The following is a 22963-nucleotide window of genomic DNA, read 5'->3' on the forward strand; positions in this document are numbered from 1 at the left end:
GGACCCCATATTTTGCCCGGGTTCCCGGACGCGGTGTGCTTCACGCCGTGCTCGGTGCCGTAACCTCGAAGGCCGGAGCCCGCCGACTTCGGGACCTCGATCCACACCTTGGGGATGCTCAGCGCATGACTGCGATTTCTCTCGGAATGCCCACCGTTCCGACCCAGCTCGCCGTACGGCGGGTCAGCCGCAAGATCCAGGTCGGGTCGGTGGCGGTCGGTGGGGACGCGCCGGTCTCGGTGCAGTCGATGACGACGACGCGTACGTCGGACATCGGTGCGACCCTCCAGCAGATCGCGGAGCTGACGGCCTCGGGCTGCCAGATCGTGCGCGTGGCGTGCCCGACGCAGGACGACGCGGACGCGCTGGCGACGATCGCCTCGAAGTCGCAGATCCCGGTGATCGCCGACATCCACTTCCAGCCGAAGTACGTGTTCGCCGCGATCGACGCCGGCTGCGCCGCGGTGCGGGTGAACCCGGGGAACATCAAGCAGTTCGACGACAAGGTCAAGGAGATCGCGCGGGCGGCGAACGACGCCGGCACGCCGATCCGGATCGGCGTGAACGCCGGTTCGCTGGACGCGCGACTGCTGAAGAAGTACGGCAAGGCGACGCCCGAGGCGCTGGTGGAGTCGGCGCTGTGGGAGGCCTCCCTCTTCGAGGAGCACGGCTTCCGGGACATCAAGATCTCCGTCAAGCACAACGACCCCGTCGTGATGGTCAACGCCTACCGGCAGCTCGCCGCCCAGTGCGACTACCCGCTGCACCTCGGCGTGACCGAGGCCGGCCCGGCGTTCCAGGGCACCATCAAGTCGGCCGTCGCCTTCGGCGCCCTGCTGAGCGAGGGCATCGGCGACACGATCCGCGTCTCGCTGTCGGCACCGCCGGCCGAGGAGGTCAAGGTCGGGCTCCAGATCCTGGAGTCGCTGAACCTGAAGCAGCGGCGGCTGGAGATCGTGTCCTGCCCGTCGTGCGGCCGTGCGCAGGTCGACGTGTACAAGCTGGCCGACCAGGTGAGCGCGGGTCTCGAGGGCATGGAGGTCCCGCTGCGCGTCGCCGTGATGGGCTGTGTCGTCAACGGCCCCGGCGAGGCCCGCGAGGCCGACCTGGGCGTCGCCTCGGGCAACGGCAAGGGACAGATCTTCGTCAAGGGCGAGATCATCAAGACCGTGCCCGAGTCGAAGATCGTCGAGACCCTCATCGAGGAAGCCCTCAAGATCGCCGAGCAGATGGAGAAGGACGGCATCGCCTCCGGCGAGCCCGAGGTCTCCATCAGCTGATCCCATGCCTTCCACGACAGCGCCCCGCCGGAGGAACCCTCCGCGCGGGGCGCTGCCCGTGAGCGAGGTCACCGGGGATCGCAGCGGTTGTTCACGGCCACGAGCGGCGTGCCACAGCCTCTTTGGGTACAGTGCGGAAATCAGCAGACCGCATGGTGAGGCCCCCTCGTGTTGACGCAGACCACCACCCGGGTCCTCGAACCCAGCGACCTCGGCGCCGCCCTCGCGGTGCTGGAGAGCGAACCCGTAGCCAACGCCTTCGTGACCTCCCGGGTCCAGATCGCCGGCCTCGACCCCTGGCGCCTGGGCGGCGAGATGTGGGGCTGGTACGCCGACGGCCACCTGCGGTCGCTCTGCTACTCGGGAGCCAACCTCGTCCCCATCTGCGCCACCCCCGAGGCCGTCCGCGCCTTCGCCGACCGCGCCCGCAGGGCCGGCCGGCGCTGCTCCTCGATCGTGGGACCGTCCGAGCCCACCGCACTGTTGTGGCGGCTCCTCGAACCGGGCTGGGGCCCCGCCCGCGAGGTCCGGGCCAACCAGCCGCTCATGGTCACCGAGAGCCCGTCCGCCGACGTGGCCCCCGACCCCCTGGTCCGCCGCGTCCGCAAGGACGAGATGGACGTCCTCATGCCGGCCTGCGTCGCCATGTTCACCGAAGAGGTCGGCATCTCCCCGCTCGCCGGCGACGGCGGACTCCTCTACCAGGCCCGCGTCGCCGAGCTCATCGGCGCCGGCCGCTCCTTCGCCCGGATCGACGACGGCAAGGTCGTCTTCAAGGCGGAGATCGGCGCCACCACCGCACAGGCCTGCCAGATCCAGGGAGTCTGGGTCGCCCCCGAGTACCGCGGCCTGGGCCACTCCGAGTCCGGCATGGCGGCCGTCCTGCGGTACGCGCTGGCCGACGTCGCACCGATCGTCAGCCTGTACGTGAACGACTACAACACCCCCGCGCGCAAGGCGTACCGGCGCATCGGCTTCCGTGAGACCGGCGCGTTCATGAGCGTGCTGTTCTGATCCCGCCGCCGGCCCGTACCCCGCACCCCGCCATGGACAGTAGGGTCGGTTCATGGCAGCAGCTTCCGGGGGCGGCCCCCACACACCCAGCGTCCGGATCGGACCGATCGATCTCGCCGCACGCGTGGACGAGGCGCTCGCCGTGCAGGCCGTCGCCTTCGGACTCGGCCCCGAAGAGATCGAAGTGCGCCGCCACATCGTCCTCCGGCACCTCGACCATCCCTGCGCCCGCGCGCTCGGCGCCCTGACCCCGGACGGCGGCCTCGTCGGGTTCGTCTACGGCATGCCCAACGAACGCGGCCACTGGTGGTCCACCGTCGTCGAGCCCCATCTGCGGGCCACCGGCTCGGTGGGCTGGCTCGACGACTCCTTCGTGATCACCGAACTCCACGTCCACCCGGAGTTCCAGAACCGCGGCGTCGGCCGCGGCCTCATCACCACCATCACGGACGCCGTCGACCAGCCCCGATCGATCCTCTCCGCCATCGACACGGAGAGCCCGGCGCGCGGTCTGTACCGTTCGCTCGGCTACCGGGACCTCGCCCGGCAGGTGCATTTCCCCAGTGCTCCCATGCCGTACGCGGTCATGGGAGCGCCCCTTCCGCTGCTCCGCACCGGGCATCCCTGACGCAATCGATTTCCGCCCGCCGGTGCCGCCCGGCTAACCTCCTGCACATCACCCTTCCGAGCAGGAGTTCATCATGGCCCAGGTCCAGCGCATGTCCCGATTGATGATCAAGACACTGCGCGACGACCCGGCGGACGCCGAGACGCTCAACCACAAGCTCCTCGTCCGCGCCGGATACGTACGCCGCACCGCGGCCGGCATCTGGTCCTGGCTGCCGCTCGGCAAGAAGGTCCTGGAGAACATCACCCGCGTCGTCCGCGAGGAGATGGACGCCATCGGCGGCCAGGAGGTCCTGCTCCCCGCGCTCCTGCCCAAGGAGGCGTACGAGGCGAGCGGCCGGTACGACGAGTACGGCGACCTGCTGTTCCGGCTCCAGGACCGCAAGGGCGCCGACTACCTCCTCGGCCCGACGCACGAAGAGGTCTTCACCCAGGTCGTCAAGGACATGTGCTCGTCCTACAAGGACCTGCCCGTGATCCTGTACCAGATCCAGACCAAGTACCGCGACGAGGCGCGCCCCCGCGCCGGTGTGCTCCGCGGCCGCGAGTTCCAGATGAAGGACTCGTACTCCTTCGACACCACCGACGAGGGTCTCGCCGAGGCGTACCAGCTGCACCGCGGCGCCTACATCCGGATCTTCGAGCGGCTCGGCCTCGACCACCGCATCGTCTCCGCGGTCTCCGGCGCCATGGGCGGCTCCGCCTCCGAGGAGTTCCTGGCCCCCGCGCCCGCCGGTGAGGACACCTTCGTCGACTGCCCGAACTGCGACTACGCCGCCAACACCGAGGCCGTGACGTTCAACGCCACCTCCGTCGACGGCTCGGCGACCGGCCCCGTCGAGGAGCTGGACACCCCCGACACCCCGACCATCGAGTCCCTCGCCGCCCACCTCGGCGTCCCGGCCTCCGCCACCCTGAAGAACCTGCTGGTCAAGGTCGACGGCGAGATCGTGGCCGTGGGCGTGCCCGGTGACCGCGAGGTCGACCTCGGCAAGCTCGGCGAGCACCTCACCCCGGCCGTCGTCGAGCTCGTCACCGCCGAGGACTTCGTGGGCCGCCCCGACCTGGTCCGCGGCTACGTCGGCCCGCAGGGTCTGGAGAAGGTCCGCTACATCGCCGACCCCCGCGTCGCCGCCGGTACCGCGTGGATCACGGGTGCCAACAAGGAGGGCAAGCACGCGAAGAACGTCGTCGCCGGCCGTGACTTCGAGGTCACCGACTACCTCGATGTCGTCGTCGTCGAGGCGGGCGACCCCTGCCCCAAGTGCGGCGCCGGTCTCCAGGTGGACCGTGCCATCGAGATCGGCCACATCTTCCAGCTCGGCCGCAAGTACGCCGACATCTTCTCCCTCGACGTGCTCGGCCAGCAGGGCAAGCCCGTCCGCGTCACGATGGGCTCGTACGGCATCGGTGTCTCCCGCGCGGTGGCCGCACTCGCCGAGCAGACCGCCGACGACAAGGGCCTGTGCTGGCCCCGCGAGATCGCCCCGGCCGATGTGCACGTCGTCGCCGCGGGCAAGGCGCTCCAGACGGAGCTCGCCCTGGACGTCTCCGAGAAGCTGAACGCCGCCGGCCTGCGCGTCCTGGTCGACGACCGTCCGGGCATCTCGCCCGGCGTCAAGTTCACCGACTCCGAGCTCATCGGCGTCCCGAAGATCCTGGTCGCCGGCCGCCGCTCGGCCGAGGGCGTCCTGGAACTGAAGGACCGCCGCACCGGCGAGCGCGAGGAGCTCACGGTCGACGAGGCGATCGCCCGCCTCACCGAGCAGGGCTGACCGCTCCGCCCGCATGGCGAAGGGCCCCGGCACGGATCTCCGTGCCGGGGCCCTTCGCCATGCGCGGGGTCCCGGGGCTGTCCGGCGGACCAGGACAGGGCGCGGCGTCCGGTGCGGTGCGTCGTAAGAGGCCGGACGGTTCCGGCAGCGGAGCCATCCGGTCGGTCCGGCAGTGCCGCGAGGCGCCGTTGCCGGGCGTCGTGGCCCCGGCCGTGATCCGCCGGACAGCCGCTACAGCCAGCCCGCGAACTCCAGCGTCACTTCGCCCTCCTGGCGGCGCCCGGCCGCCAGCGCCCGGGTGCCCGACTCCACCGCACGGAACAGCGTCCAGCCGTGCAGCCGCTCCCGGTCCACGTCCAGGGCGTCCGCGAGCTTCTTGATCCTGCGCCGGGCGGTCATCGCACCGCCGGGCGAGGCGATCAGGTCCTCGACCCGGTCCCGCACCAGCCGCGCCAGATCGTAGGCCCGCTCGCCCACCACCGGCTCGGGGCCGACCGTCAGCCAGGGCGCGCGTTCACCCGAGAGCACCTTGCTCTGCCGGAAGTTGCCGTGCAGCAACAGGGTCTCGGGGGAGTGGGCGACCAGTTCCTCGCGTGCGGCCAGGGCCGCCGAGACCAGGGGCTCCAGTGCGGGATCGTCCGCCGCGGAGGCCCGCATCGCGTCGATCCGGAGCCCCGTCCGCCCCGCGACCGTCTCGAAGGCGTGCTCCGGTGGCGGTTCGACCCAGAGCCGCCGCACGGTGCCGGCCGCCTCCAGGAGCGCCTTCGCCTCCGGGAGCGAGCGCAGCGACACCTCGGGATGCAGCCGTTCCAGCAGCAGCGCGCCACCCGTGGTCTCCGGCGGAGCCGCCCCGTCGGGGGCAGCGATCAGCGTGACCGCGCCCCAGCCGTTCCAGTGCGCCAGCGCCGCTCTCTCCAGCTCCGGGGCCGCCCCGGCGGGGGCGAGCTTCAGCGCGGCCGGTTCGCCGTCGGCGTCCCGTACCAGCAGGACCAGGCTGCTGCGCCCGCCCGGGGCGGCGACCCGTTCGACGGTCAGCTCCCGCCCGGCCGCGGCCAGCGCCCGCTCGGTCAGCCCGGGTAGCTCCGCGAGCCAGTCCCCGGCGGCCGTATCCCCGTACGACTCGCCGAGCGCTCGCACCAGACGCTGCGGCGGTTCAAAACCCATACGTGCCGTGTTCCCTTTCAGAGCCTGCTTCAGTGCGTCGAGCCGGTTGTGGCCTGCGCGTCGGACCCGGCCTTCGCGCGGGCCCCGGTCGTCTCGTCGGTACGGGACCCGTCCGCGGCCCGCTCGGCGAGCCCGGGAAAGGGTACGCCGCTGCCGCGCCAGCGGACCGCGCGCACCGCGGCCTCCCGCAGCGCGTCCGCCGCCGAGCGGCGCAACGGCCCCTCCGAGGCCCGTACGAGGTCGGAGTAGACATCCGCCACCCGGTCCTCCAGCACGGCGGCCAGGCGCACCGCCGAGGCGGCGTCCGGGACCGCGAACGGAAGAGCGTACGCGGGACCCGCGGCCACCGGCTCACCGCCCAGGTCGCGCACCGTGCGCACCAGCGCGTCGCGCCGCGCCCGGTGGGCGTGGTGCGCGGCGGTGGCCTCGGAGCGGCGGTCCGCGGCGACCCGGCCGCCGGCCACCCCGTACCCGTACACGGCCGCGTGCTCGGCGGCCAGCGCCGCCTGCGCGGCCTCCAGCGTCCCGTCCTCGCTCATGCCTTCGTCTCCTTGGCCAGTTCGGTCAGCAGATGGGCGTGGGCCGAGGCCGCCGCCGCGACCGACGCGAGCAGCCGGGCCAGTTCCGGCGGGGCCTTCATCAGCGCCTGGGTGTGCGAGACCGAGGCCCGGCGTTCCGCGGCGGCCAGCTCCCGGACCGCCGCCCGGGCGTCACCGGTGCCGGGCCGGGTCCGGACGAGGCCGAGCGAGTCGCCGGGGCCGAGGGCCGTGAGGTGGGCGCGGACGGCGTCCCGCAGCGGAGTGAGTCCGGCCGCGGTCGCCGGATGGGTCCGCACGACGGTCTCGTACTGGGCGAACAGCGAGGCGCTCACGCTGCGGGCCTGGGCCCGCAGGGAGGTCTCCGCCCGCTCCGCCGACGAGCGGTCGGCCGCGGTCCGTGCGCCGGCCCGTGCGGAACCCTTGCGTCCGGCGCTCTCGTCGTCCCCGCCGCTGCCGCATCCGGCCAGCACCGCCCCCATGGCGATCGCTCCCGTCGCGGTCAGCGCGCCCCTGCGCGTCGTCCCCGTGCGCCGCACTTGTTCTCCTTCGGGCCTGGACCTGTCTTGACTGGATCTGTCCGGAAGTGATCACGCGTTGGCGAGCGTACCCGCGCCCCGGGGGCAGGCGGACAGCAACACCCCTTGGGACCGGATACCCTTTGACCAGACACGCGACGATCCCCACAACAGCACACGCGGCCGAGGAGTCACCCGGATGAGCACCACCCAGAGCGAGAGGCTGCGCGGGCTGGTCGAACCGCTCGTCAGCGCCGAGCAGCTGGATCTGGAAGAGATCGAAGTGTCCCGGGCCGGCCGTCGCCGGGTGCTGCGGATCATCGTGGACTCCGAGGAGGGCGTGGAGCTCGACGCCTGTGCGGATCTGAGCCGCGCGATCTCCGCCGAGCTCGACGAGACCGACGTGATGGGCGAGGACGAGTACGTCCTGGAGGTCAGCTCTCCCGGCGCCGACCGCCCGCTGACGGAGCACCGCCACTACGTACGTGCCACGGGCCGCCTGGCCCGGCTGACGCCGGTCGAGGGCGAAGAGTTCGTGGCCCGCATCCTCGCGGTCGACGAAGAGGGCCTCGATCTCGAGGTGCCGGGCGTCAAGGGCCGCAAGCCCACGTCCCGCCGGATCGCCTTCGCCGAGATCGCCAAGGCGCGCGTGGAGCTGGAATTCAACCGCAAGGACAAGAAGGAAGAGGAGGCGTAGCCGTGGACATCGATGTGAAGCTTCTGAAGGGCTTGGCGCAGGACAAGGAGATCCCGTTCGGCGTGCTCGTCGAGGCGATCGAGTCGGCCCTCCTCATCGCGTACCACCGTACGGACGGCAGCCACCGCAGGGCACGTGTGGAGCTGGACGAGCGCGGCCACGTGACCGTGTGGGCCAAGGAGGACCCGGCCGACCTCGAGGAGGGCCAGGAGCCCAAGGAGTTCGACGACACCCCGTCGGGCTTCGGCCGGATCGCCGCGACCACCGCCAAGCAGGTCATCCTGCAGCGTCTGCGCGACGCCGAGGACGACCGGACGTTCGGCGAGTACGCGGGTCACGAGGGGGATGTCGTCACCGGCGTCGTCCAGCAGGGCAAGGACCCGAAGAACGTCCTGGTCGACATCGGCAAGCTGGAAGCCATCCTGCCGGTGCAGGAGCAGGTGCCGGGCGAGGAGTACACCCACGGCCTGCGGCTGCGTACCTACGTCGTCCGCGTCGCCAAGGGTGTCCGCGGTCCGTCCGTGACCCTGTCGCGGACCCACCCCAACCTGGTGAAGAAGCTCTTCGCGCTGGAGGTCCCGGAGATCGCCGACGGTTCCGTCGAGATCTGCGCGATCGCCCGCGAGGCCGGCCACCGTTCCAAGATCGCCGTCCGCTCCACCCGCTCGGGTCTGAACGCCAAGGGCGCCTGCATCGGCCCGATGGGCGGCCGTGTGCGCAATGTCATGGCCGAGCTGCACGGCGAGAAGATCGACATCGTGGACTGGTCGGACGACCCGGCCGAGATGGTCGCCAACGCGCTGTCCCCCGCACGGGTGAGCGAGGTCGAGGTCGTTGACCTCGGCGCGCGCTCCGCCCGGGTCACCGTGCCCGACTACCAGCTGTCGCTGGCGATCGGCAAGGAAGGGCAGAACGCCCGTCTGGCAGCACGTCTGACGGGCTGGCGCATCGACATCCGCCCGGACACCGAGACCGACGCCGAGCGCGACGTCGCGGACCGTGAGCGGGCCGAACGGGCCCGGGAGCGCTCCGAGCGGCGCTGACCCGACGACGGTCCCGAGGGCCCGGACGGACCGCGTCCGCACCGGGCCCGACAGGACGACAAGGAATAGATCTCGTCGGCGCGCCGCTGAGATCACGACAACATCCGTTCGATTTTTGCCCCAAAGGGGTGAGGTCGATGCGGGGAGGTAGACTTAAACGTGTCTGGCCGGACGCACGCCCGCGCTTGCCCCGAGCGAACCTGTGTGGGATGCCGGGAGCGAGCGGCCAAGAGCGAGCTGCTGCGCATCGTGGTGGACGGGGACGCATGCGTTCCTGATCCTCGCGGTACGCTGCCCGGCCGGGGTGCATACGTACACCCCGCCTCCGTCTGTCTGGACCTGGCGGTTCGCCGCCGGGCCTTCCCTCGGGCCTTCAAGGCCAAGGGGCCGTTCGACCCCGCTGCGGTGCAGCGGTTCGTCGAGCGGGTGACACCGTAAGAAATTGAACGGCACGGGTCCCCGTGCGGTCAGGTACCTCGCGAGTTGGAAGTAGGTCGAGATTGCGATGAGCACTCGATGAGTACGCGATGAGTACGCCCATGAAGTAGCGACGGTCCGGCGGTAACCCGGACCTAAAAGGAGCGAAGTGGCTAAGGTCCGGGTATACGAACTCGCCAAGGAGTTCGGGGTTGAGAGCAAGGTCGTCATGGCCAAGCTCCAAGAACTCGGTGAATTCGTACGTTCGGCGTCCTCGACGATCGAGGCGCCGGTTGTACGCAAGTTGACTGACGCACTGCAGGGGCCCGGCGGCAACGCCGGCAAGTCCGCTGCAAAGCCTGGCGCGCCCCGTAAGGCCGCCCCTGTGAAGCCCGCAGCGCCCTCCCCGGCCGCCGCGGCACGTCCCGCTGCCCCGAAGCCCGGCGCACCGGCTCCCAAGCCGGCCGCTGCCGAGGCTCCGGCGAGCACCACCCCCGCTGCGCCCTCCGCGCCGTCGGCGGGCCCGCGTCCGGGTCCCAAGCCCGCGCCGAAGGCCGCCCCGGTCACCCCGGTGCCCGCGGCCGAGTTCTCGGCTCCGGCTCCGGCGCAGCCGGCAGCACCGCAGCAGCAGGCCCCGCGTCCCGCGGGTGCCACCCCGGGTCCCCGTCCCGCCGCTTCCCGTCCGGCTCCGGCCGGCGGTCAGCGCGACGGTGGCCAGCGTGACGGCGGCCGCGGCGGAGAGCGTGGCGCCGAGCGTCCCGCACGCCCCGCGGGCCAGGGCGCCCCGCGCCCCGGCGGCGCCCGTCCGGCCGGTCCCCGTCCGGGCAACAACCCCTTCACCTCCGGTGGCTCGACGGGCATGGCCCGTCCGCAGTCGCCCCGTCCCGGCGGCGCCCCGCGCCCCGGTGGCGGCTCGGAGCGTCCCGGCGCCCCGCGTCCGCAGGGCGGCCCCGGTGGCGCCCCGCGTCCGCAGGGTCAGGGTCAGGGCGGCGCACGTCCGACTCCGGGCGGCATGCCGCGCCCGCAGGCTCCTCGTCCCGGCGGCGCCCCCGGCGCCGGCGGTAACCGTCCGAACCCGGGCATGATGCCGCAGCGTCCCGCTGCCGGCCCGCGTCCCGGTGGTGGCCCCGGCGGTGGCCGTGGTCCCGGTGGCGGCGGCGGTCGTCCCGGCGGCGGCGGCGCAGGCCGTCCCGGTGGCGGCGGCTTCGCAGGCCGTCCGGCCGGTCCCGGTGGCGGCGGCGGCGGTTTCGCCGGTCGTCCCGGTGGCGGCGGTGGCGGTGGCGGCGCAGGCCGTCCCGGTGGTGGCGGCGGCTTCGGCGGTCGTCCCGGCTTCGGTGGACGTCCCGGCGGCCCCGGTGGCCGTGGTGGCACACAGGGCGCCTTCGGCCGCCCCGGCGGTCCCGCGCGTCGTGGTCGCAAGTCGAAGCGGCAGAGGCGCCAGGAGTACGAGGCCATGCAGGCCCCGTCGGTGGGCGGCGTCATGCTGCCTCGCGGCAACGGACAGGCCGTCCGGCTGTCGCGCGGTGCCTCCCTCACCGATTTCGCCGAGAAGATCAACGCCAACCCGGCGTCGCTCGTCGGCGTGATGATGAACCTCGGCGAGATGGTCACTGCCACGCAGTCCGTCTCCGACGAGACGCTGAAGCTCCTCGCGGACGAGATGAACTTCGTCCTCGAGATCGTCAGCCCCGAGGAGGAGGACCGCGAGCTGCTCGAGTCCTTCGACATCGAGTTCGGCGAGGACGAGGGCGGCGAAGAGGCCCTGGTCTCCCGTCCGCCGGTCGTGACCGTCATGGGTCACGTCGACCACGGTAAGACCCGGCTGCTGGACGCCATCCGCAAGACGAACGTCATCGCGGGCGAGGCCGGCGGCATCACGCAGCACATCGGTGCGTACCAGGTCGGCGCCGAGGTCAACGGCGAGGACCGCCGCATCACCTTCATCGACACCCCGGGTCACGAGGCGTTCACCGCCATGCGTGCACGTGGTGCGAAGTCCACCGACATCGCGATCCTCGTGGTGGCGGCGAACGACGGTGTGATGCCCCAGACGATCGAGGCGCTGAACCACGCCAAGGCGGCCGACGTGCCGATCGTGGTCGCGGTCAACAAGATCGACGTCGAGGGCGCCGACCCGACCAAGGTGCGCGGTCAGCTCACCGAGTTCGGTCTGGTGGCCGAGGAGTACGGCGGCGACACGATGTTCGTCGACATCTCCGCCAAGCAGGGCCTCAACATCGAGGCTCTCCTGGAGGCCGTCGTCCTCACCGCCGACGCCTCGCTCGACCTGCGGGCCAACCCGGAGCAGGACGCGCAGGGTATTGCGATCGAGTCCCACCTCGACCGCGGCCGCGGTGCCGTCGCGACCGTCCTGGTCCAGCGAGGCACGCTGCGGGTCGGCGACACGATGGTGGTCGGCGACGCGTACGGCCGAGTCCGCGCGATGCTCGACGACAAGGGCGAGAACGTCGAGGAAGCGGGTCCCTCGACCCCCGTCCTCGTGCTGGGTCTCACCAACGTCCCGGGTGCCGGCGACAACTTCCTGGTGGTCGACGAGGACCGTACGGCCCGTCAGATCGCCGAGAAGCGTGCCGCTCGTGAGCGCAACGCCAACTTCGCCCGCAAGGGTGTCCGGTTCTCCCTGGAGAACCTGGACGAGGCGCTCAAGGCCGGTCTGGTCCAGGAGCTCAACCTCATCATCAAGGGCGACGCGTCCGGTTCGGTGGAGGCTCTCGAGTCCTCGCTGCTCCAGCTCGACGTCGGTGAAGAGGTCGACATCCGGGTCCTGCACCGCGGTGTGGGTGCGGTCACCGAGTCGGACATCGACCTGGCGACCGGCTCCGACGCCATCGTGATCGGCTTCAACGTGCGCGCCGCAGGGCGTGCCGCGCAGATGGCCGACCGCGAAGGTGTGGACGTCCGGTACTACTCGGTCATCTACCAGGCGATCGAAGAGATCGAAGCGGCCCTCAAGGGCATGCTCAAGCCGGAGTACGAAGAGGTCGAGCTCGGTACGGCGGAGATCCGCGAGATCTTCCGCTCGTCCAAGCTGGGCAACATCGCCGGTGTGCTGGTCCGGTCCGGCGAGGTCAAGCGCAACACCAAGGCGCGCCTGCTGCGCGATGGCAAGGTCATCGCGGAGAACCTCAACATCTCCGGTCTGCGCCGCTTCAAGGACGACGTCACCGAGATCCGCGAAGGCTTCGAGGGCGGTATCAACCTCGGAAACTTCAACGACATCAAGATCGACGACGTCATCGCGACGTACGAGATGCGCGAGAAGCCGCGAGGCTGACCCGTACCTCAACAGTCGGGGCCGGTCGACGGGACGTATTTCCGTCGATCGGCCCCGGCCGTTCCGTGTACGGTTCTTGTGTCCCTGCCAATCAACGGCGGGGCGCGAACCCGAACCGGCGGGACATCCGGACATACATGTATGTGGGGACACTGTCCTTCGATCTGCTTCTCGGCGACGTACGGTCGCTGAAGGAGAAGCGCTCCATAGTCCGTCCGATCGTTGCCGAGCTCCAGCGCAAGTACGCGGTGAGCGTGGCGGAGACGGGCGGTCAGGACCTCCATCGCAGGGCCGAGATCGGCCTCGCCGTGGTCTCCGGGGACACCGGACACCTCACAGACGTGCTCGACCGGTGCGAGCGTATGGTCGCCGGCCGGCCGGAAGTGGAGCTGCTGTCCGTACGACGGCGGCTGCACAGCGACGAAGACGATTGAGCAGGACCGACCGGGAATCGTGGGGCGGGCGACGCCGCCCCCGTCCCGGCCGGGTCCAAAGTGAGAAGGAGACGGACCAGTGGCCGACAACGCGCGGGCTAAGAAGCTGGCGGACCTCATCCAGGAGGTGGTCGCCGAGAAACTGCAGCGTGGGATCAAGGACCCCCGTCTGGGTACACACGTGACCATCACGGACACCCGCGTCACCGGTGACCTGCGGGAGGCCACGGTCTTCTACACGGTCTACGGCGACGACGAGGAGCGGGCGAGCGCCGCGGCGGGCCTGGAGAGCGCCAAGGGCATCCTGCGCTCCGCGGTCGGCTCGGCGGCGGGGACGAAGTTCACCCCCACCCTCTCCTTCGTGGCGGACGCGCTGCCGGAGAACGCCAAGGCGATCGAGGACCTCCTCGACCGCGCCCGGGCCTCCGACGCCAAGGTGCGCGAGGCGTCCTCGGGCGCCACGTACGCGGGCGACGCGGACCCGTACCGCAAGCCGGAGGACGAGGACGAGGACTCACCTTCCGCATGACGCAGAACAAAACGCCGGACGGCCTGGTCATCGTCGACAAGCCGTCCGGCTTCACTTCGCACGACGTCGTCGCCAAGATGCGCGGTATCGCCCGGACCCGCCGGGTCGGCCACGCCGGCACGCTGGACCCGATGGCGACCGGCGTGCTCGTGCTCGGCGTCGAGAAGGCCACCAAGCTCCTGGGCCATCTCGCGCTGACCGAGAAGGAGTACCTCGGTACGATCCGGCTCGGCCAGGACACCGTCACGGACGACGCGGAGGGCGAGATCACCTCGTCCACCGACGCCTCCGGCGTCTCACGCGCGGGCATCGACGCCGGGGTCGCGGCCCTGACCGGCGCCATCATGCAGGTGCCGTCCAAGGTCAGCGCCATCAAGATCGACGGCAAGCGGTCCTACGCGCGGGTGCGCGGCGGCGAGGAGTTCGAGATCCCGGCCCGTCCGGTGACCATCTCGTCCTTCCACGTCTACGACGTACGCGAGGCGGTCGCCGAGGACGGGACCCCGGTGGTCGACCTGGTCGTCTCGGTGGTCTGCTCCTCCGGTACGTACATCCGGGCCATCGCCCGCGACCTCGGCGCCGGGCTCGGCGTGGGCGGGCATCTGACCGCTCTGCGGCGCACCCGGGTCGGCCCGTACGGCCTCGACGCCGCGCGGACGCTCGACCAGCACCAGGAGGAGCTCGTCGTGATGCCGGTGGCCAAGGCCGCCGACTCGGCGTTCCCCCGCTGGGACGTCGATGAGCGGCGGGCCAAGCTGCTGCTCAACGGCGTACGGCTCGACATGCCCGCGTATCCGCCGGGTCCGGTCGCGGTCTTCGGACCCGACGGGACGTTCCTGGTCCTCGTCGAGGAGGAGAAGGGCAAGGCCAAGAGCCTCGCCGTCTTCGCCTGACAACCGGGGCCCGTCGTGGCCCTGTGGTGGAGCGGGCAGGGCCCCTGTGCCCGCTCCACAACCCCCACCGGATTCTGTCCGGCGAACGCCTCTGATTCACCCCAACGGGCAGGCGCTCGGAGTGAATCGGGGGTGCAAACGGGGCGCTTTCACCTTGATTGCTCCGCGTGCCGATCACGTCGCCCTACCGTCGGATCATGGGATGCGGGGACCGGGCGACGCTGGTACAACTGTGCGATCCGGCGGGCCGGCCGCGGGGGACGGGCTTCGTCGCGGACGGCCGCGGCACGGTGGTGACGAGTCACGAGGCGGTCGACGGCCTCCCGTACCTCCAGCTGCACGGCGCGGACGGCCGCAGCTGCCGGGTCGAGGCCCAGGACATCACCGCACTGCCGGAACTGGACCTCGCGCTCCTGCCCACCGGCGGACCGGACGTGCTCGGCGTGCCGCCCCTGCCGATCGCCCCGCGGGAGCGGATCGACGCCGGCGCGTACGTGACGATCGCCGCGCACGGCCTGCGCGAGGCACGCGTCCTGGGCGCGACCGAGGCGGCCTACACCGCGGGCGGCCGTACCCACACGATCGGCCGGACCCTGGAGCTGGCCCTCGGTACGGACGGCAGCGATGCGCTCCGGCTCCGCGGCGCGGCCGTGGGCGGGCCCGTGTTCGACCCGGACAGCGGTGCTGTCCTCGCGGTCCTGGGCACCGCCCTGCGCACCGGGCACGCAGCCGCCGGCTGCGCGGTGCCGCTGGCCGGCCCGGACCGGGACGGCCCGCTGGGCGCGCTGCTGCGGCGCAACGCGACGGAGGTACCGGGATACGGAACCGATCTGAACGTGGCCGGGGCGCTCCAGCTCACCGCCATGTCGGTCGGCTCCGCGGGCGGCCCGTGCGCCTGGCCCGACCCGGTGGAACGGCCCGACGCCCTCGCGGAGTTCGACGACTTCGCGGCGGCGGGCCGCGACGGGGCCGGAGCGGGGGCCCCGGTGGTCCTCGGCCTGGTCGGGGCGCCGGGCACCGGCCGCACCACGGAACTCGCCGCGCTCGCCGCCCGGCGGACCCGGGGCCCGGTGCCCGCGCCCACGCTGTGGTTGCGCGGCGCCGATCTGCTGGCCGACGACACCTCCGTGGCCGACGCGATCGCCCGCACGCTCCGGCAGGCCGGGCGCATCGTCACCGCAGCCGGAGCCATGGGCGACATGGCGGCCGCCACCCCGGAGCGGGTGGCCGGGCTGGCCGCGGACGCGGGCAGCCCGCTGCTCGTCCTGCTGGACGGCCCCGAGGAGATGCCGCCCGTCCTGGCCCACCGGCTGGCCCGGTGGACGACGGGCACGGTCGACTGGCTGCGCGCGCACGGGGCGCGTCTGGTCGTCGCCTGCCGGCCCGAGCACTGGGAGACCGCGGGAGCGCTCTGTCCGCCGGACGCGCTGCACCGCCCGGCCCGCCCCGCCAGGCGGCTGCCCTCGGCGGTCCGCATCGGTGACCTGACCGTGGGCCAGGCCGAACGGGCCAGGGAGCGGTACGGCCTTCCGCCCGACGCGCTCGCCGTCGGCCACGACCGCCATCCGCTCACGTTGCGGCTGCTCGCGGAAGTACGCCAGGCCCTGCCGGCCGACGCCCCCGGGCGCCCCGGCACCGAAGAGGTCTTCGGCGCCCATCTGGACCTCATGTGCCTGCGCATCGCGGTCCGGATCGCCGCCCAATGGCGTCCCGCGCCGCACGGCTCGGCGGTGCGGCGGCTGGCGGCAAGGGTGGCGGGCCAGGTCCACGAGGCGGCCCGGCGCTGCTTGGGGCCCGGGCAGGGGGAGCTGGACCGGGCCGCGTTCGAGGAGGTCTTCCCGTGGCGCACGGGCTGGGCGTCGGCGGTGCTGACGGAGGGCCTGCTGGTCCCGGCGGGAGCGGGCTACCGGTTCGCCCACGAGGAGCTGGGCGACTGGGTCCAGGGGGCGCATCTGGACCTGGACGCGGCGCTGCGGGCGCTGGTGCACCGGTGGCATGCGGACGCGGAAGCCGGCGCGGCGACGGGGGAGGCCGGGGACCGGGTACCGCATCCGCGCCGGCCGGGCGGGCCGGCCGCACCTCAGGCGCCCGCGCCGGAGCGGCCCCACACCCTTCCCGTGCCGCGCCACCGGATCGGCCCGGTGATCCAGGCACTCCTCCTCCTGGGCCGCCGCCAGGGCCCGGCCGCACTGGCCCACCGGCTGGCCGACCTGATCGAGGCGCTGGACCGGCTGCCGGCGGGGGAGACCGGACAGGCCGCGGGGGCAGGGCGGGCGGCGGGGGAGACCGGACAGGCCGCGGGGGCAGGGCGGGCGGCGGGGGAGACCGGACAGGCCGCGGGGGCAGGGCGAGCGGCGGGGGACGGGGAGGGCGCAGGTGCCGGGGGAGCGGCGGAGGCCGGACAGGCCGCGGGTGCCGGGCGAGCGGCGGGTCCTGGGGGGCCGTCGGAGGCCGGACGGAGCGCGCGGGTCGGTCGAGCGGCGGAGGCCGGACGAGCCGCGGACACCGACCGATCGGCCGCGGCCGGACGCGCCACGGGGACCGACCGGTCGCCGCATCCCGGCCGTGCCGCCGAGCCCGGCCGTGTTGCCGAGCCCGGCCGTGTTGCCGAGCCCGGCCATGCCGTGGGAGGCGACACCGGTGTGCCCTTCCACGACGCGCGCTGGTGGGCCGGGCACCTGCTGGCCGAGACGCTGCTGCGGGTCCCCGACGCCCGGCCGCACCTCGGGGTGCTCCGGCTGCTCGCCGGACGTATCGTCCGCAGTTCCGTCGATGGAGGCGGCTGCGGTGCACGGGGGGTGTACGCCGAGTTCGGGCCGTGGTTCTGGCGGCGGCTCCGGCTGCCCGAGGCGGACCGGACGGATCTGTTCCGGCGTCTCGTTCCCGCCGACGGGCCACCGCGCGCCGAAACGGAGACCGACGGCGACGGCGAGCGGTTCCTGGACGCCGTGGCACGTCGGCTCGCCGCCCATCCGCGTACGCTCCAGCCGCTCCTGTGTGCCTGGTTCACCGACGAGCGCCCGCTCGCGGCCGGGCCGGACGTCGTGCCGCGGCCCACCGTCGCGGCGGCCGCGCAAGCGCTCCTCCACGCCCGCCGGGACCTGGCCGTGGACGACCTGGCCGACGCGCTCGTCGCGTCCGGCCACCCCCGCGCCGACGAACTGCTCGCCGCGCTGGCCGAGGACGAACCGGCGGCGCTCTGCCGGGCCGTCGAACGGTGGTCGCGCGACGACGACCGCCGGGCCCGCCGGATCGCCGCGGCTTCGTACGGAGCGCTCGTCGCCCCGCAGCTGACCGAGGACACGGACCGCGCCCTGCTGCGCCGGTCCGCGCTCGCGCTGCTGGCCCGCCCGGCCGACACCGATCTGCACGGCCCCGTGCTCGCCCTGCTCGTGGCCGATCCGCAGACCCGGGACCGCTATCTGCCGCAGGCGCTCCGGGCCTTCGCCGCGGACGGGCCGAAAGTGTCCGCCGCCGCGCTCGCCGTCGCGCTGCCCACCCATCCCGAGCCGGTGCTGGCCGCGTACCGGGAGCGGCTCGTACAGCCCGGGGACGGCGCGGGCCAGGTGCTCCGCGCGCTCGCCGGGATCGACGCCCCCGCGCTGGCGCTGCACACCGCCGGACTGGTCCGCGCCTACGTCGACAGCCACCCCGGGGACACCACGCACACCGCCGCGTACCTCGACCGCAGGCTGGAGCACGGACCCGCCGCCCGGGCGCTGCTCCTTCCCCTGCTGACCGGGCTGCTCCGGGACCGTCCGGCGTCCCCGCCGGTCCGGGGCGCGCTCGCCGGGGTCCTGGCCTCGCCCGGCAGCCCCGCCTCCCAGCCGTTGCGGGAGACCCTGCTGGAAGTGCTCCTGGACTTCGAGCAGGGCGGCGGCCGCCGGGACCCGATCGTGCTGGAGGCCCTGCTGCGGGCCGCCGCGACCGGCTGCGCCGGGCGCCCGCCGGTCCGCACCCGGGCCCTGGTGCACCGCACCGGGATGCTGCTGCTCCGTACCCCGGAGGGGGCCCGCCTGTTCGACCGGCTGCTGGTCGCGCTCGCCCGGGACGTGCCCGGGTTCGGCGCCCTGGTCGTCACGTGGCTGGCCGACGCCCCGCAGGAGTGGGCGGCGGCCATCGGCCCCAGCGCACGGCACACGGTGGAGGGGTTCGGGGACGCCCCGGGAGCCCCGATGACCATGCCGATGCAGGCCGCAGGGCGTGAGCATGGCAGTCTTAGACCTGCGTAAGAGACAAACCCACGTACACAGGTTCGGGCGAGGAGCGGTCAGAGTGCAGCGCTGGCGTGGCTTGGAGGACATCCCCCAGGACTGGGGACGCAGCGTCGTCACCATCGGCTCCTATGACGGGGTGCACCGCGGACACCAGCTGATCATCGGCCGGGCCGTCGAGCGTGCCCGCGAGCTGGGGGTGCCGTCGGTCGTCGTGACGTTCGACCCGCACCCCAGCGAGGTCGTCCGGCCGGGCAGCCACCCGCCGCTGCTCGCGCCGCATCACCGCCGTGCCGAACTGATGGCCGAGCTCGGCGTGGACGCGGTGCTGATCCTGCCGTTCACCACCGAGTTCTCGAAGCTCGCTCCGGCCGACTTCATCGTGAAGGTGCTCGTCGACAAGCTGCACGCCAAGCTGGTCATCGAGGGCCCCAACTTCCGCTTCGGCCACAAGGCGGCCGGGAACGTGCAGTTGCTCACCGAGCTCGGTGACACCTACGACTACCGCGTCGAGGTCATCGACCTGCGGGTGCGCGGCGAGGCCGGTGGCGGCGAACCGTTCTCCTCGACCCTGACCCGGCGCCTGGTCGCCGAGGGCGACGTGGCCGGCGCTGCGGAGATCCTCGGCCGTCCGCACCGTGTCGAGGGCATCGTCGTCCGCGGTGCGCAGCGGGGACGTGAACTCGGCTTCCCCACCGCGAACGTGGAGACCCTGCCGCACACCGCGATCCCCGCCGACGGCGTGTACGCGGGCTGGCTGCACGTGGACGGCGAGGCGATGCCCGCCGCGATCTCGGTCGGCACCAACCCGCAGTTCGACGGCACCGAGCGGACGGTGGAGGCGTACGCGATCGACCGCGTCGGTCTCGACCTGTACGGCCTGCACGTCGCCGTGGACTTCCTCGCGTACGTACGCGGCATGCTGAAGTTCGACTCGATCGACGATCTGCTCGTGGCGATGGCCGCCGATGTGAAGCGGTGCAGCGAGCTGATCTCCGCGTACGACCGGGGCTGAGAGCTCCCTCCGTCCCCGTGGCTCCGGCCGGGACCGCTGTCACGCGGTCCCGGCCGGAGCCGTACGGGCAGGAGTCAGCTGTTGAGCTCCTCCAGCGTCCTGCCCTTGGTCTCCACGGCGAACAGGGCGATCACCGCGCCCATCGCCGCCACACAGCCCAGCTGGGTGAAGACCATGGTCAGACCGGCGCCCGAGCTGATGATCGCGCCGACCACGATCGGTCCCAGGATGACTCCGAGCCGGTTCCACACCCCGCCGAACGACGCCCCGCGTGCGCGGCTGCGGGTCGGGTAGAGCTCGGGCGTGTAGAGGTAGAGGCTGACGTTGGTGGCGAAGACGAAGAGCGTCGTGACCGAGGCCCACACGGCCACCTGGCCGCCGGAGGAGGCACCGGAGACGGCCAGCGAGAACAGGGCGACGGCCGCACCGCCGAGACCGACGGTCAGGGACACCCGGCGTCCCACCCGGTCGATGACGAGCGCGACCAGCAGACAGCCGATCAGGCCGGTCACGTTGCTGAGCAGCGCGTAGTTGAGCGCGGTGCGCAGATCGAGGCCGAACTCCTTGGTGTAGAGCGAGGGCAGCCAGGTGGCGATGCCGTGGTTGACGTAGTACGCGACGAACCACAGCGCCGACACCACGGCCGTGCGTCGCAGATAGCGGCCCGTGAAGAGGTCCCGCAGCCCGCCCCGGGAGGTCTCGACGGCCGTCGCCGGGCCGGGCTCGGGGAGCGGGGCTCCGGTCGACCTCGCCACGTCCTTCTCGATCCGGGCGATGACCTGTTCGGCTTCCGCGACCCGGCCCCGGGAGAGCAGCCAGCGGGGCGACTCCGGCACCTGGCGGCGCAGGACGACGACGAGGAGGACGGGCAGGGCGCCGATCACGAACATCACCCGCCAGCCGAAGCTGGGCACCACCCAGCTCGCGACGAGCGTGGCCGTGGCGAGTCCGGCCGGGAAGATGAGCTCGTAGAGCAGCACGAAGCGGCCCCGGTGATCCGCCCGAGCGATCTCGTTGATGTACGTGGCGGCGACCGGCACCACACCGCCGATGCCGAGGCCCTGCACGAACCGGAAGAGGGTGAAGAGGGCGAAGCCGGGGGAGACCGCGACGGCCAGGCTGGCCAGCGCGGTCACGGCGACACCCAGCGCGACGGTGTTCACCCGGCCGATCCGGTCGCCGAGCCAGCCGGCGACGAGTGCTCCGAGCAGCATGCCGACGGAGCCGCTGGTGACGATCATCGTGCCCTGGCCGGTGCTCAGCTTCCACTGTTCGGTCAGGACGGGCAGCGCGGAGGCGGTCAGCAACTGGTCGAACGCCTCGAAGAACGTGACGGTTCCGATCAGAGTGCGGACCTTGATGTGCCAGCGAGAGCTCGGCAGGCGTTCGAGTCTTGCCGAGACGGAGCTCACGGCGGGGCCGTTGGCCACGATTGACATGGGGATCCTTCCGCGAACAGGAGTTGCGGTGACCCTAGGAAGAAGTGTCTTAGCGGTCAATGACTAAGTGCTTAAATGTTACGAGGGGTTCCCGGGCCGGGGTCCGGGTGCGGGCACCGGTTGTATCGTGAACACCTCACCGCTGCGCTGTGCGCGGTGTGTCCGGAAGGAGGCGCGGGGGCCGCGGCACCGCACCGTCCTCCGATCGCACATGACTCGCAGAGCATCCGGCCGCCCCGACGCGGTCGACCTCGTCCTTGAGCAGTGGAAGCGCGAACTCCCCGCTCTGGACGCCTCGCCGATGGAGGTGCTCGGCCGGCTCCATCGCAGCTTCCTGCGGTACCAGGGGCTGCTGTCCGAACTCTTCGAATGCTTCGACCTGAACATGGCCTCCTTCGATGTTCTGGCGGCTCTGCGCAGGTCAGGGCCGCCGTACCGGCAGACCGCCGGTCAGCTCGCGGACATCGCACTGGTCACCACGGGCGGCATCACGCTGAGGCTGGACCGGCTGGAGAAGGCCGGCCTGGTGACCAGGGAGCGGGATACCGAGGACCGCAGGGTCGTCTACGCGTGCCTGACCGAGCGTGGTGCCGAGGTCGCCGATGTGGTCGCCGTCGCACACTTCGCCAATGAGGAACGGATGCTCGCCGAACTCTCCGGAGCCGAACGGCGCCGGCTGGGCGAGCTGCTCGGCAAACTCGAACGCTCGCTGGAGACGGCGGAACAGACTCCGCCGGACCGTGCCGCGCTGATGGCGTCCGTGCCGCCGGATCCGATGCATAATCCATAGCACTCACTGTCCGAGTGCTCAGGCTTTTTCCAGGGGGACGTGCCGCAGGCCGGTGGACCGGCCCCAAGGAGGTTCGTACCGTGCGTGAGCTGCTGTCGGAACTGCGCGCCTGGCACGAGGCCGGAACGCCCTTCGCCCTGGCGACCGTCGTCTCCGTCCGGGGCAGCGCGCCACGGGCGCCCGGCGCCATGATGGCCGTGACCGCCGACGGAGCGGTGGCGGGCAGCGTCTCCGGGGGCTGCGTCGAGGGAGCGGTGTACGAGGTGGCGGGCGAGGTGCTTGCCACCGGTGATCCGCAACTGCAGTCGTACGGCATCACCGACGACGAGGCCTTCGGCGTGGGCCTGACCTGCGGCGGAACCATCGACATCCTCGTCGCTCCCTATGTCGCGGCGGCGGACCGCGGCTGGCTGCGCGACGTGGGGGAGACCGTCGCACGCGGCGAACCCGTCGCCGTGGCCACGGTCCTGCCGGACGGCGCCCGGGCGAGCGCGCGGCGGGTGGTCCGGGCGGACCGGGCCGAAGGCTCGCTGGGCGACGAAGGGCTCGACGCGGCCGTCACCGACGACGCCCGGGGCCTCCTCGCCCAGGGTGCGACCGGGCGGCAGTGGTACGGGATCCACGGCGAGCGCCGGATGCAGGACGTGTCCGTCTTCATCCAGACGTACGCGCCACCGCCCCGCATGATCGTCTTCGGCGCCATCGACCACGCGGCGGCCACCGCCCGCATCGGGTCCTTCCTCGGCTACCGGGTCACGGTGTGCGACGCCCGCCCGGCCTTCGCGACCCGCGAGCGCTTCCCCACCGCCGACGAGGTCGTCCGCGCATGGCCGCACACCTACCTCTCGGACACGGACGTCGACGAGCGGACCGTCCTGTGCGTGCTCACGCACGACCCGAAGTTCGATGTACCCCTGCTCGTCGCCGCACTGCGCACACCGGCGGCCTACATCGGCGTGATGGGCAGTCGGCGCACCCATCGCGACCGGCTGGCACGGCTCCGTGAAGAAGGCGTGGGCGAGGCCGACCTTGCCCGGCTGGCCTCGCCCGTAGGACTCGACCTCGGTGCCCGTACGCCCGAGGAGACGGCCGTCTCGATCGCCGCCGAGATCATCCAGCACCGATGGGGCGGTACGGGACGCCCGCTCGGTGAACTCTCCGGCGCGATCCACCACCACGACAGGCGGTAGCGGGCGGGTCCCTGGCCGGGGCCCGCCCGCTACCGCCTGGGAGTGTTCACCACGTGGCGTCGTCCGCCCGGAGGGCGGGCCCCACGGTGTCCG

At 72.5% G+C, this 22963-nt stretch carries 19 protein-coding genes; 15 read left to right on the top strand and 4 right to left on the bottom strand.

All coding sequences use genetic code 11. The features are described 5' to 3' along the window. The first annotated feature begins 125 nt into the window (after nucleotides 1-125). The 4 genes from ispG (at nucleotide 126) to ACIQMX_RS30110 (ending at nucleotide 4696) form a co-directional block, all read left to right on the top strand. Entirely contained in the window at nucleotides 126-1280 is a 1155-nt protein-coding gene (gene ispG / locus ACIQMX_RS30095) for a flavodoxin-dependent (E)-4-hydroxy-3-methylbut-2-enyl-diphosphate synthase (protein ID WP_219571918.1), read from the top strand. 171 nt (nucleotides 1281-1451) lie between these two features. Next, a complete protein-coding gene (locus tag ACIQMX_RS30100; protein ID WP_402482820.1) occupies nucleotides 1452-2294 on the top strand; it encodes a GNAT family N-acetyltransferase in 843 nt (280 codons plus the stop codon). Between the two features lie 52 nt (nucleotides 2295-2346). Then, nucleotides 2347-2922, top strand: coding sequence for a GNAT family N-acetyltransferase (locus tag ACIQMX_RS30105; protein ID WP_363071817.1), 576 nt, complete (start codon nucleotides 2347-2349; stop codon nucleotides 2920-2922). Nucleotides 2923-2995: 73 nt separating this feature from the next. Beyond that, nucleotides 2996-4696, top strand: a complete 1701-nt coding sequence (locus ACIQMX_RS30110) for a proline--tRNA ligase (RefSeq protein WP_363071815.1) — start codon at nucleotides 2996-2998, stop codon at nucleotides 4694-4696. Between the two features lie 231 nt (nucleotides 4697-4927). Here ACIQMX_RS30110 and ACIQMX_RS30115 read toward each other — a convergent pair whose 3' ends face one another. From ACIQMX_RS30115 to ACIQMX_RS30125, 3 genes are read right to left on the bottom strand one after another with little or no spacing between them, the layout of a single operon-like run. Continuing rightward, nucleotides 4928-5860: an aminoglycoside phosphotransferase family protein gene (locus ACIQMX_RS30115; protein ID WP_402482758.1), complete on the bottom strand. Its 933-nt coding sequence runs from the start codon at nucleotides 5858-5860 to the stop codon at nucleotides 4928-4930. A gap of 29 nt (nucleotides 5861-5889) precedes the next feature. Further along, entirely contained in the window at nucleotides 5890-6399 is a 510-nt protein-coding gene (locus ACIQMX_RS30120) for a ferritin-like domain-containing protein (protein ID WP_363071811.1), read from the bottom strand. Further along, the gene (locus ACIQMX_RS30125) at nucleotides 6396-6935 is read right to left on the bottom strand and encodes a hypothetical protein (RefSeq protein WP_363071809.1); all 540 of its coding nucleotides are present in this window, start codon (nucleotides 6933-6935) and stop codon (nucleotides 6396-6398) included. The genes ACIQMX_RS30120 and ACIQMX_RS30125 overlap by 4 nt, the downstream gene beginning before the upstream one ends. Before the next feature lie 178 nt (nucleotides 6936-7113). Between ACIQMX_RS30125 and rimP the strand changes: the two genes are divergently transcribed. From rimP to ACIQMX_RS30170, 9 genes are all read left to right on the top strand, one after another. Then, nucleotides 7114-7611 (top strand): ribosome maturation factor RimP, encoded by a 498-nt coding sequence (gene rimP / locus ACIQMX_RS30130; RefSeq protein ID WP_363071807.1) that lies wholly within the window; start codon nucleotides 7114-7116, stop codon nucleotides 7609-7611. A 2-nt stretch (nucleotides 7612-7613) separates the two neighbouring features. Beyond that, on the top strand, nucleotides 7614-8654 hold the full coding sequence (gene nusA / locus ACIQMX_RS30135) for a transcription termination factor NusA (RefSeq protein ID WP_363071805.1): 1041 nt from the start codon (nucleotides 7614-7616) through the stop codon (nucleotides 8652-8654). A 159-nt stretch (nucleotides 8655-8813) separates the two neighbouring features. Then, on the top strand, nucleotides 8814-9092 hold the full coding sequence (locus ACIQMX_RS30140) for a YlxR family protein (RefSeq protein ID WP_359542541.1): 279 nt from the start codon (nucleotides 8814-8816) through the stop codon (nucleotides 9090-9092). 148 nt (nucleotides 9093-9240) lie between these two features. Then, complete coding sequence (infB, locus tag ACIQMX_RS30145) at nucleotides 9241-12366, top strand: translation initiation factor IF-2 (protein WP_363071801.1); 3126 nt, start codon at nucleotides 9241-9243, stop codon at nucleotides 12364-12366. 137 nt (nucleotides 12367-12503) lie between these two features. Beyond that, a complete protein-coding gene (locus ACIQMX_RS30150) occupies nucleotides 12504-12800 on the top strand; it encodes a DUF503 domain-containing protein (RefSeq protein ID WP_363071799.1) in 297 nt (98 codons plus the stop codon). 79 nt (nucleotides 12801-12879) lie between these two features. Then, nucleotides 12880-13329 carry a 30S ribosome-binding factor RbfA gene (gene rbfA / locus ACIQMX_RS30155; protein ID WP_326739191.1) on the top strand — a complete coding sequence of 150 codons (450 nt, stop codon included), beginning with the start codon at nucleotides 12880-12882 and terminating at the stop codon, nucleotides 13327-13329. Further along, entirely contained in the window at nucleotides 13326-14222 is an 897-nt protein-coding gene (truB, locus tag ACIQMX_RS30160) for a tRNA pseudouridine(55) synthase TruB (RefSeq protein WP_363071796.1), read from the top strand. The genes rbfA and truB overlap by 4 nt, the downstream gene beginning before the upstream one ends. Before the next feature lie 197 nt (nucleotides 14223-14419). Further along, the gene (locus ACIQMX_RS30165) at nucleotides 14420-18454 is read left to right on the top strand and encodes a trypsin-like peptidase domain-containing protein (protein ID WP_402482765.1); all 4035 of its coding nucleotides are present in this window, start codon (nucleotides 14420-14422) and stop codon (nucleotides 18452-18454) included. A 43-nt stretch (nucleotides 18455-18497) separates the two neighbouring features. After that, nucleotides 18498-19451, top strand: coding sequence for a bifunctional riboflavin kinase/FAD synthetase (locus ACIQMX_RS30170; RefSeq protein WP_219571896.1), 954 nt, complete (start codon nucleotides 18498-18500; stop codon nucleotides 19449-19451). Nucleotides 19452-19525: 74 nt separating this feature from the next. Here ACIQMX_RS30170 and ACIQMX_RS30175 read toward each other — a convergent pair whose 3' ends face one another. After that, nucleotides 19526-20890, bottom strand: coding sequence for an MFS transporter (locus ACIQMX_RS30175; RefSeq protein WP_363071792.1), 1365 nt, complete (start codon nucleotides 20888-20890; stop codon nucleotides 19526-19528). Nucleotides 20891-21101: 211 nt separating this feature from the next. Here ACIQMX_RS30175 and ACIQMX_RS30180 point away from each other — a divergent pair, with 211 nt between their 5' ends. Next, nucleotides 21102-21680 (top strand): MarR family transcriptional regulator, encoded by a 579-nt coding sequence (locus tag ACIQMX_RS30180; protein ID WP_363071790.1) that lies wholly within the window; start codon nucleotides 21102-21104, stop codon nucleotides 21678-21680. 80 nt (nucleotides 21681-21760) lie between these two features. Beyond that, nucleotides 21761-22870 (top strand): XdhC family protein, encoded by a 1110-nt coding sequence (locus ACIQMX_RS30185; protein ID WP_402482769.1) that lies wholly within the window; start codon nucleotides 21761-21763, stop codon nucleotides 22868-22870. Nucleotides 22871-22963: the final 93 nt, after the last annotated feature.

The organism is Streptomyces sp. NPDC091416, from assembly GCF_044756845.1.
Classification (GTDB): Bacteria; Actinomycetota; Actinomycetes; order Streptomycetales; family Streptomycetaceae; genus Streptomyces.

Coding starts and splice junctions, on each gene's coding strand:
- ispG (WP_219571918.1), top strand. CDS start 126: ATGACTGCGATTTCTCTCGGAATGCCCACCGTTCCGACCCAGCTCGCC.
- ACIQMX_RS30105 (WP_363071817.1), top strand. CDS start 2,347: ATGGCAGCAGCTTCCGGGGGCGGCCCCCACACACCCAGCGTCCGGATC.
- ACIQMX_RS30110 (WP_363071815.1), top strand. CDS start 2,996: ATGGCCCAGGTCCAGCGCATGTCCCGATTGATGATCAAGACACTGCGC.
- ACIQMX_RS30115 (WP_402482758.1), bottom strand. CDS start 5,860: ATGGGTTTTGAACCGCCGCAGCGTCTGGTGCGAGCGCTCGGCGAGTCG.
- ACIQMX_RS30120 (WP_363071811.1), bottom strand. CDS start 6,399: ATGAGCGAGGACGGGACGCTGGAGGCCGCGCAGGCGGCGCTGGCCGCC.
- rimP (WP_363071807.1), top strand. CDS start 7,114: ATGAGCACCACCCAGAGCGAGAGGCTGCGCGGGCTGGTCGAACCGCTC.
- ACIQMX_RS30150 (WP_363071799.1), top strand. CDS start 12,504: ATGTATGTGGGGACACTGTCCTTCGATCTGCTTCTCGGCGACGTACGG.
- truB (WP_363071796.1), top strand. CDS start 13,326: ATGACGCAGAACAAAACGCCGGACGGCCTGGTCATCGTCGACAAGCCG.
- ACIQMX_RS30165 (WP_402482765.1), top strand. CDS start 14,420: ATGGGATGCGGGGACCGGGCGACGCTGGTACAACTGTGCGATCCGGCG.
- ACIQMX_RS30175 (WP_363071792.1), bottom strand. CDS start 20,890: ATGTCAATCGTGGCCAACGGCCCCGCCGTGAGCTCCGTCTCGGCAAGA.
- ACIQMX_RS30180 (WP_363071790.1), top strand. CDS start 21,102: ATGACTCGCAGAGCATCCGGCCGCCCCGACGCGGTCGACCTCGTCCTT.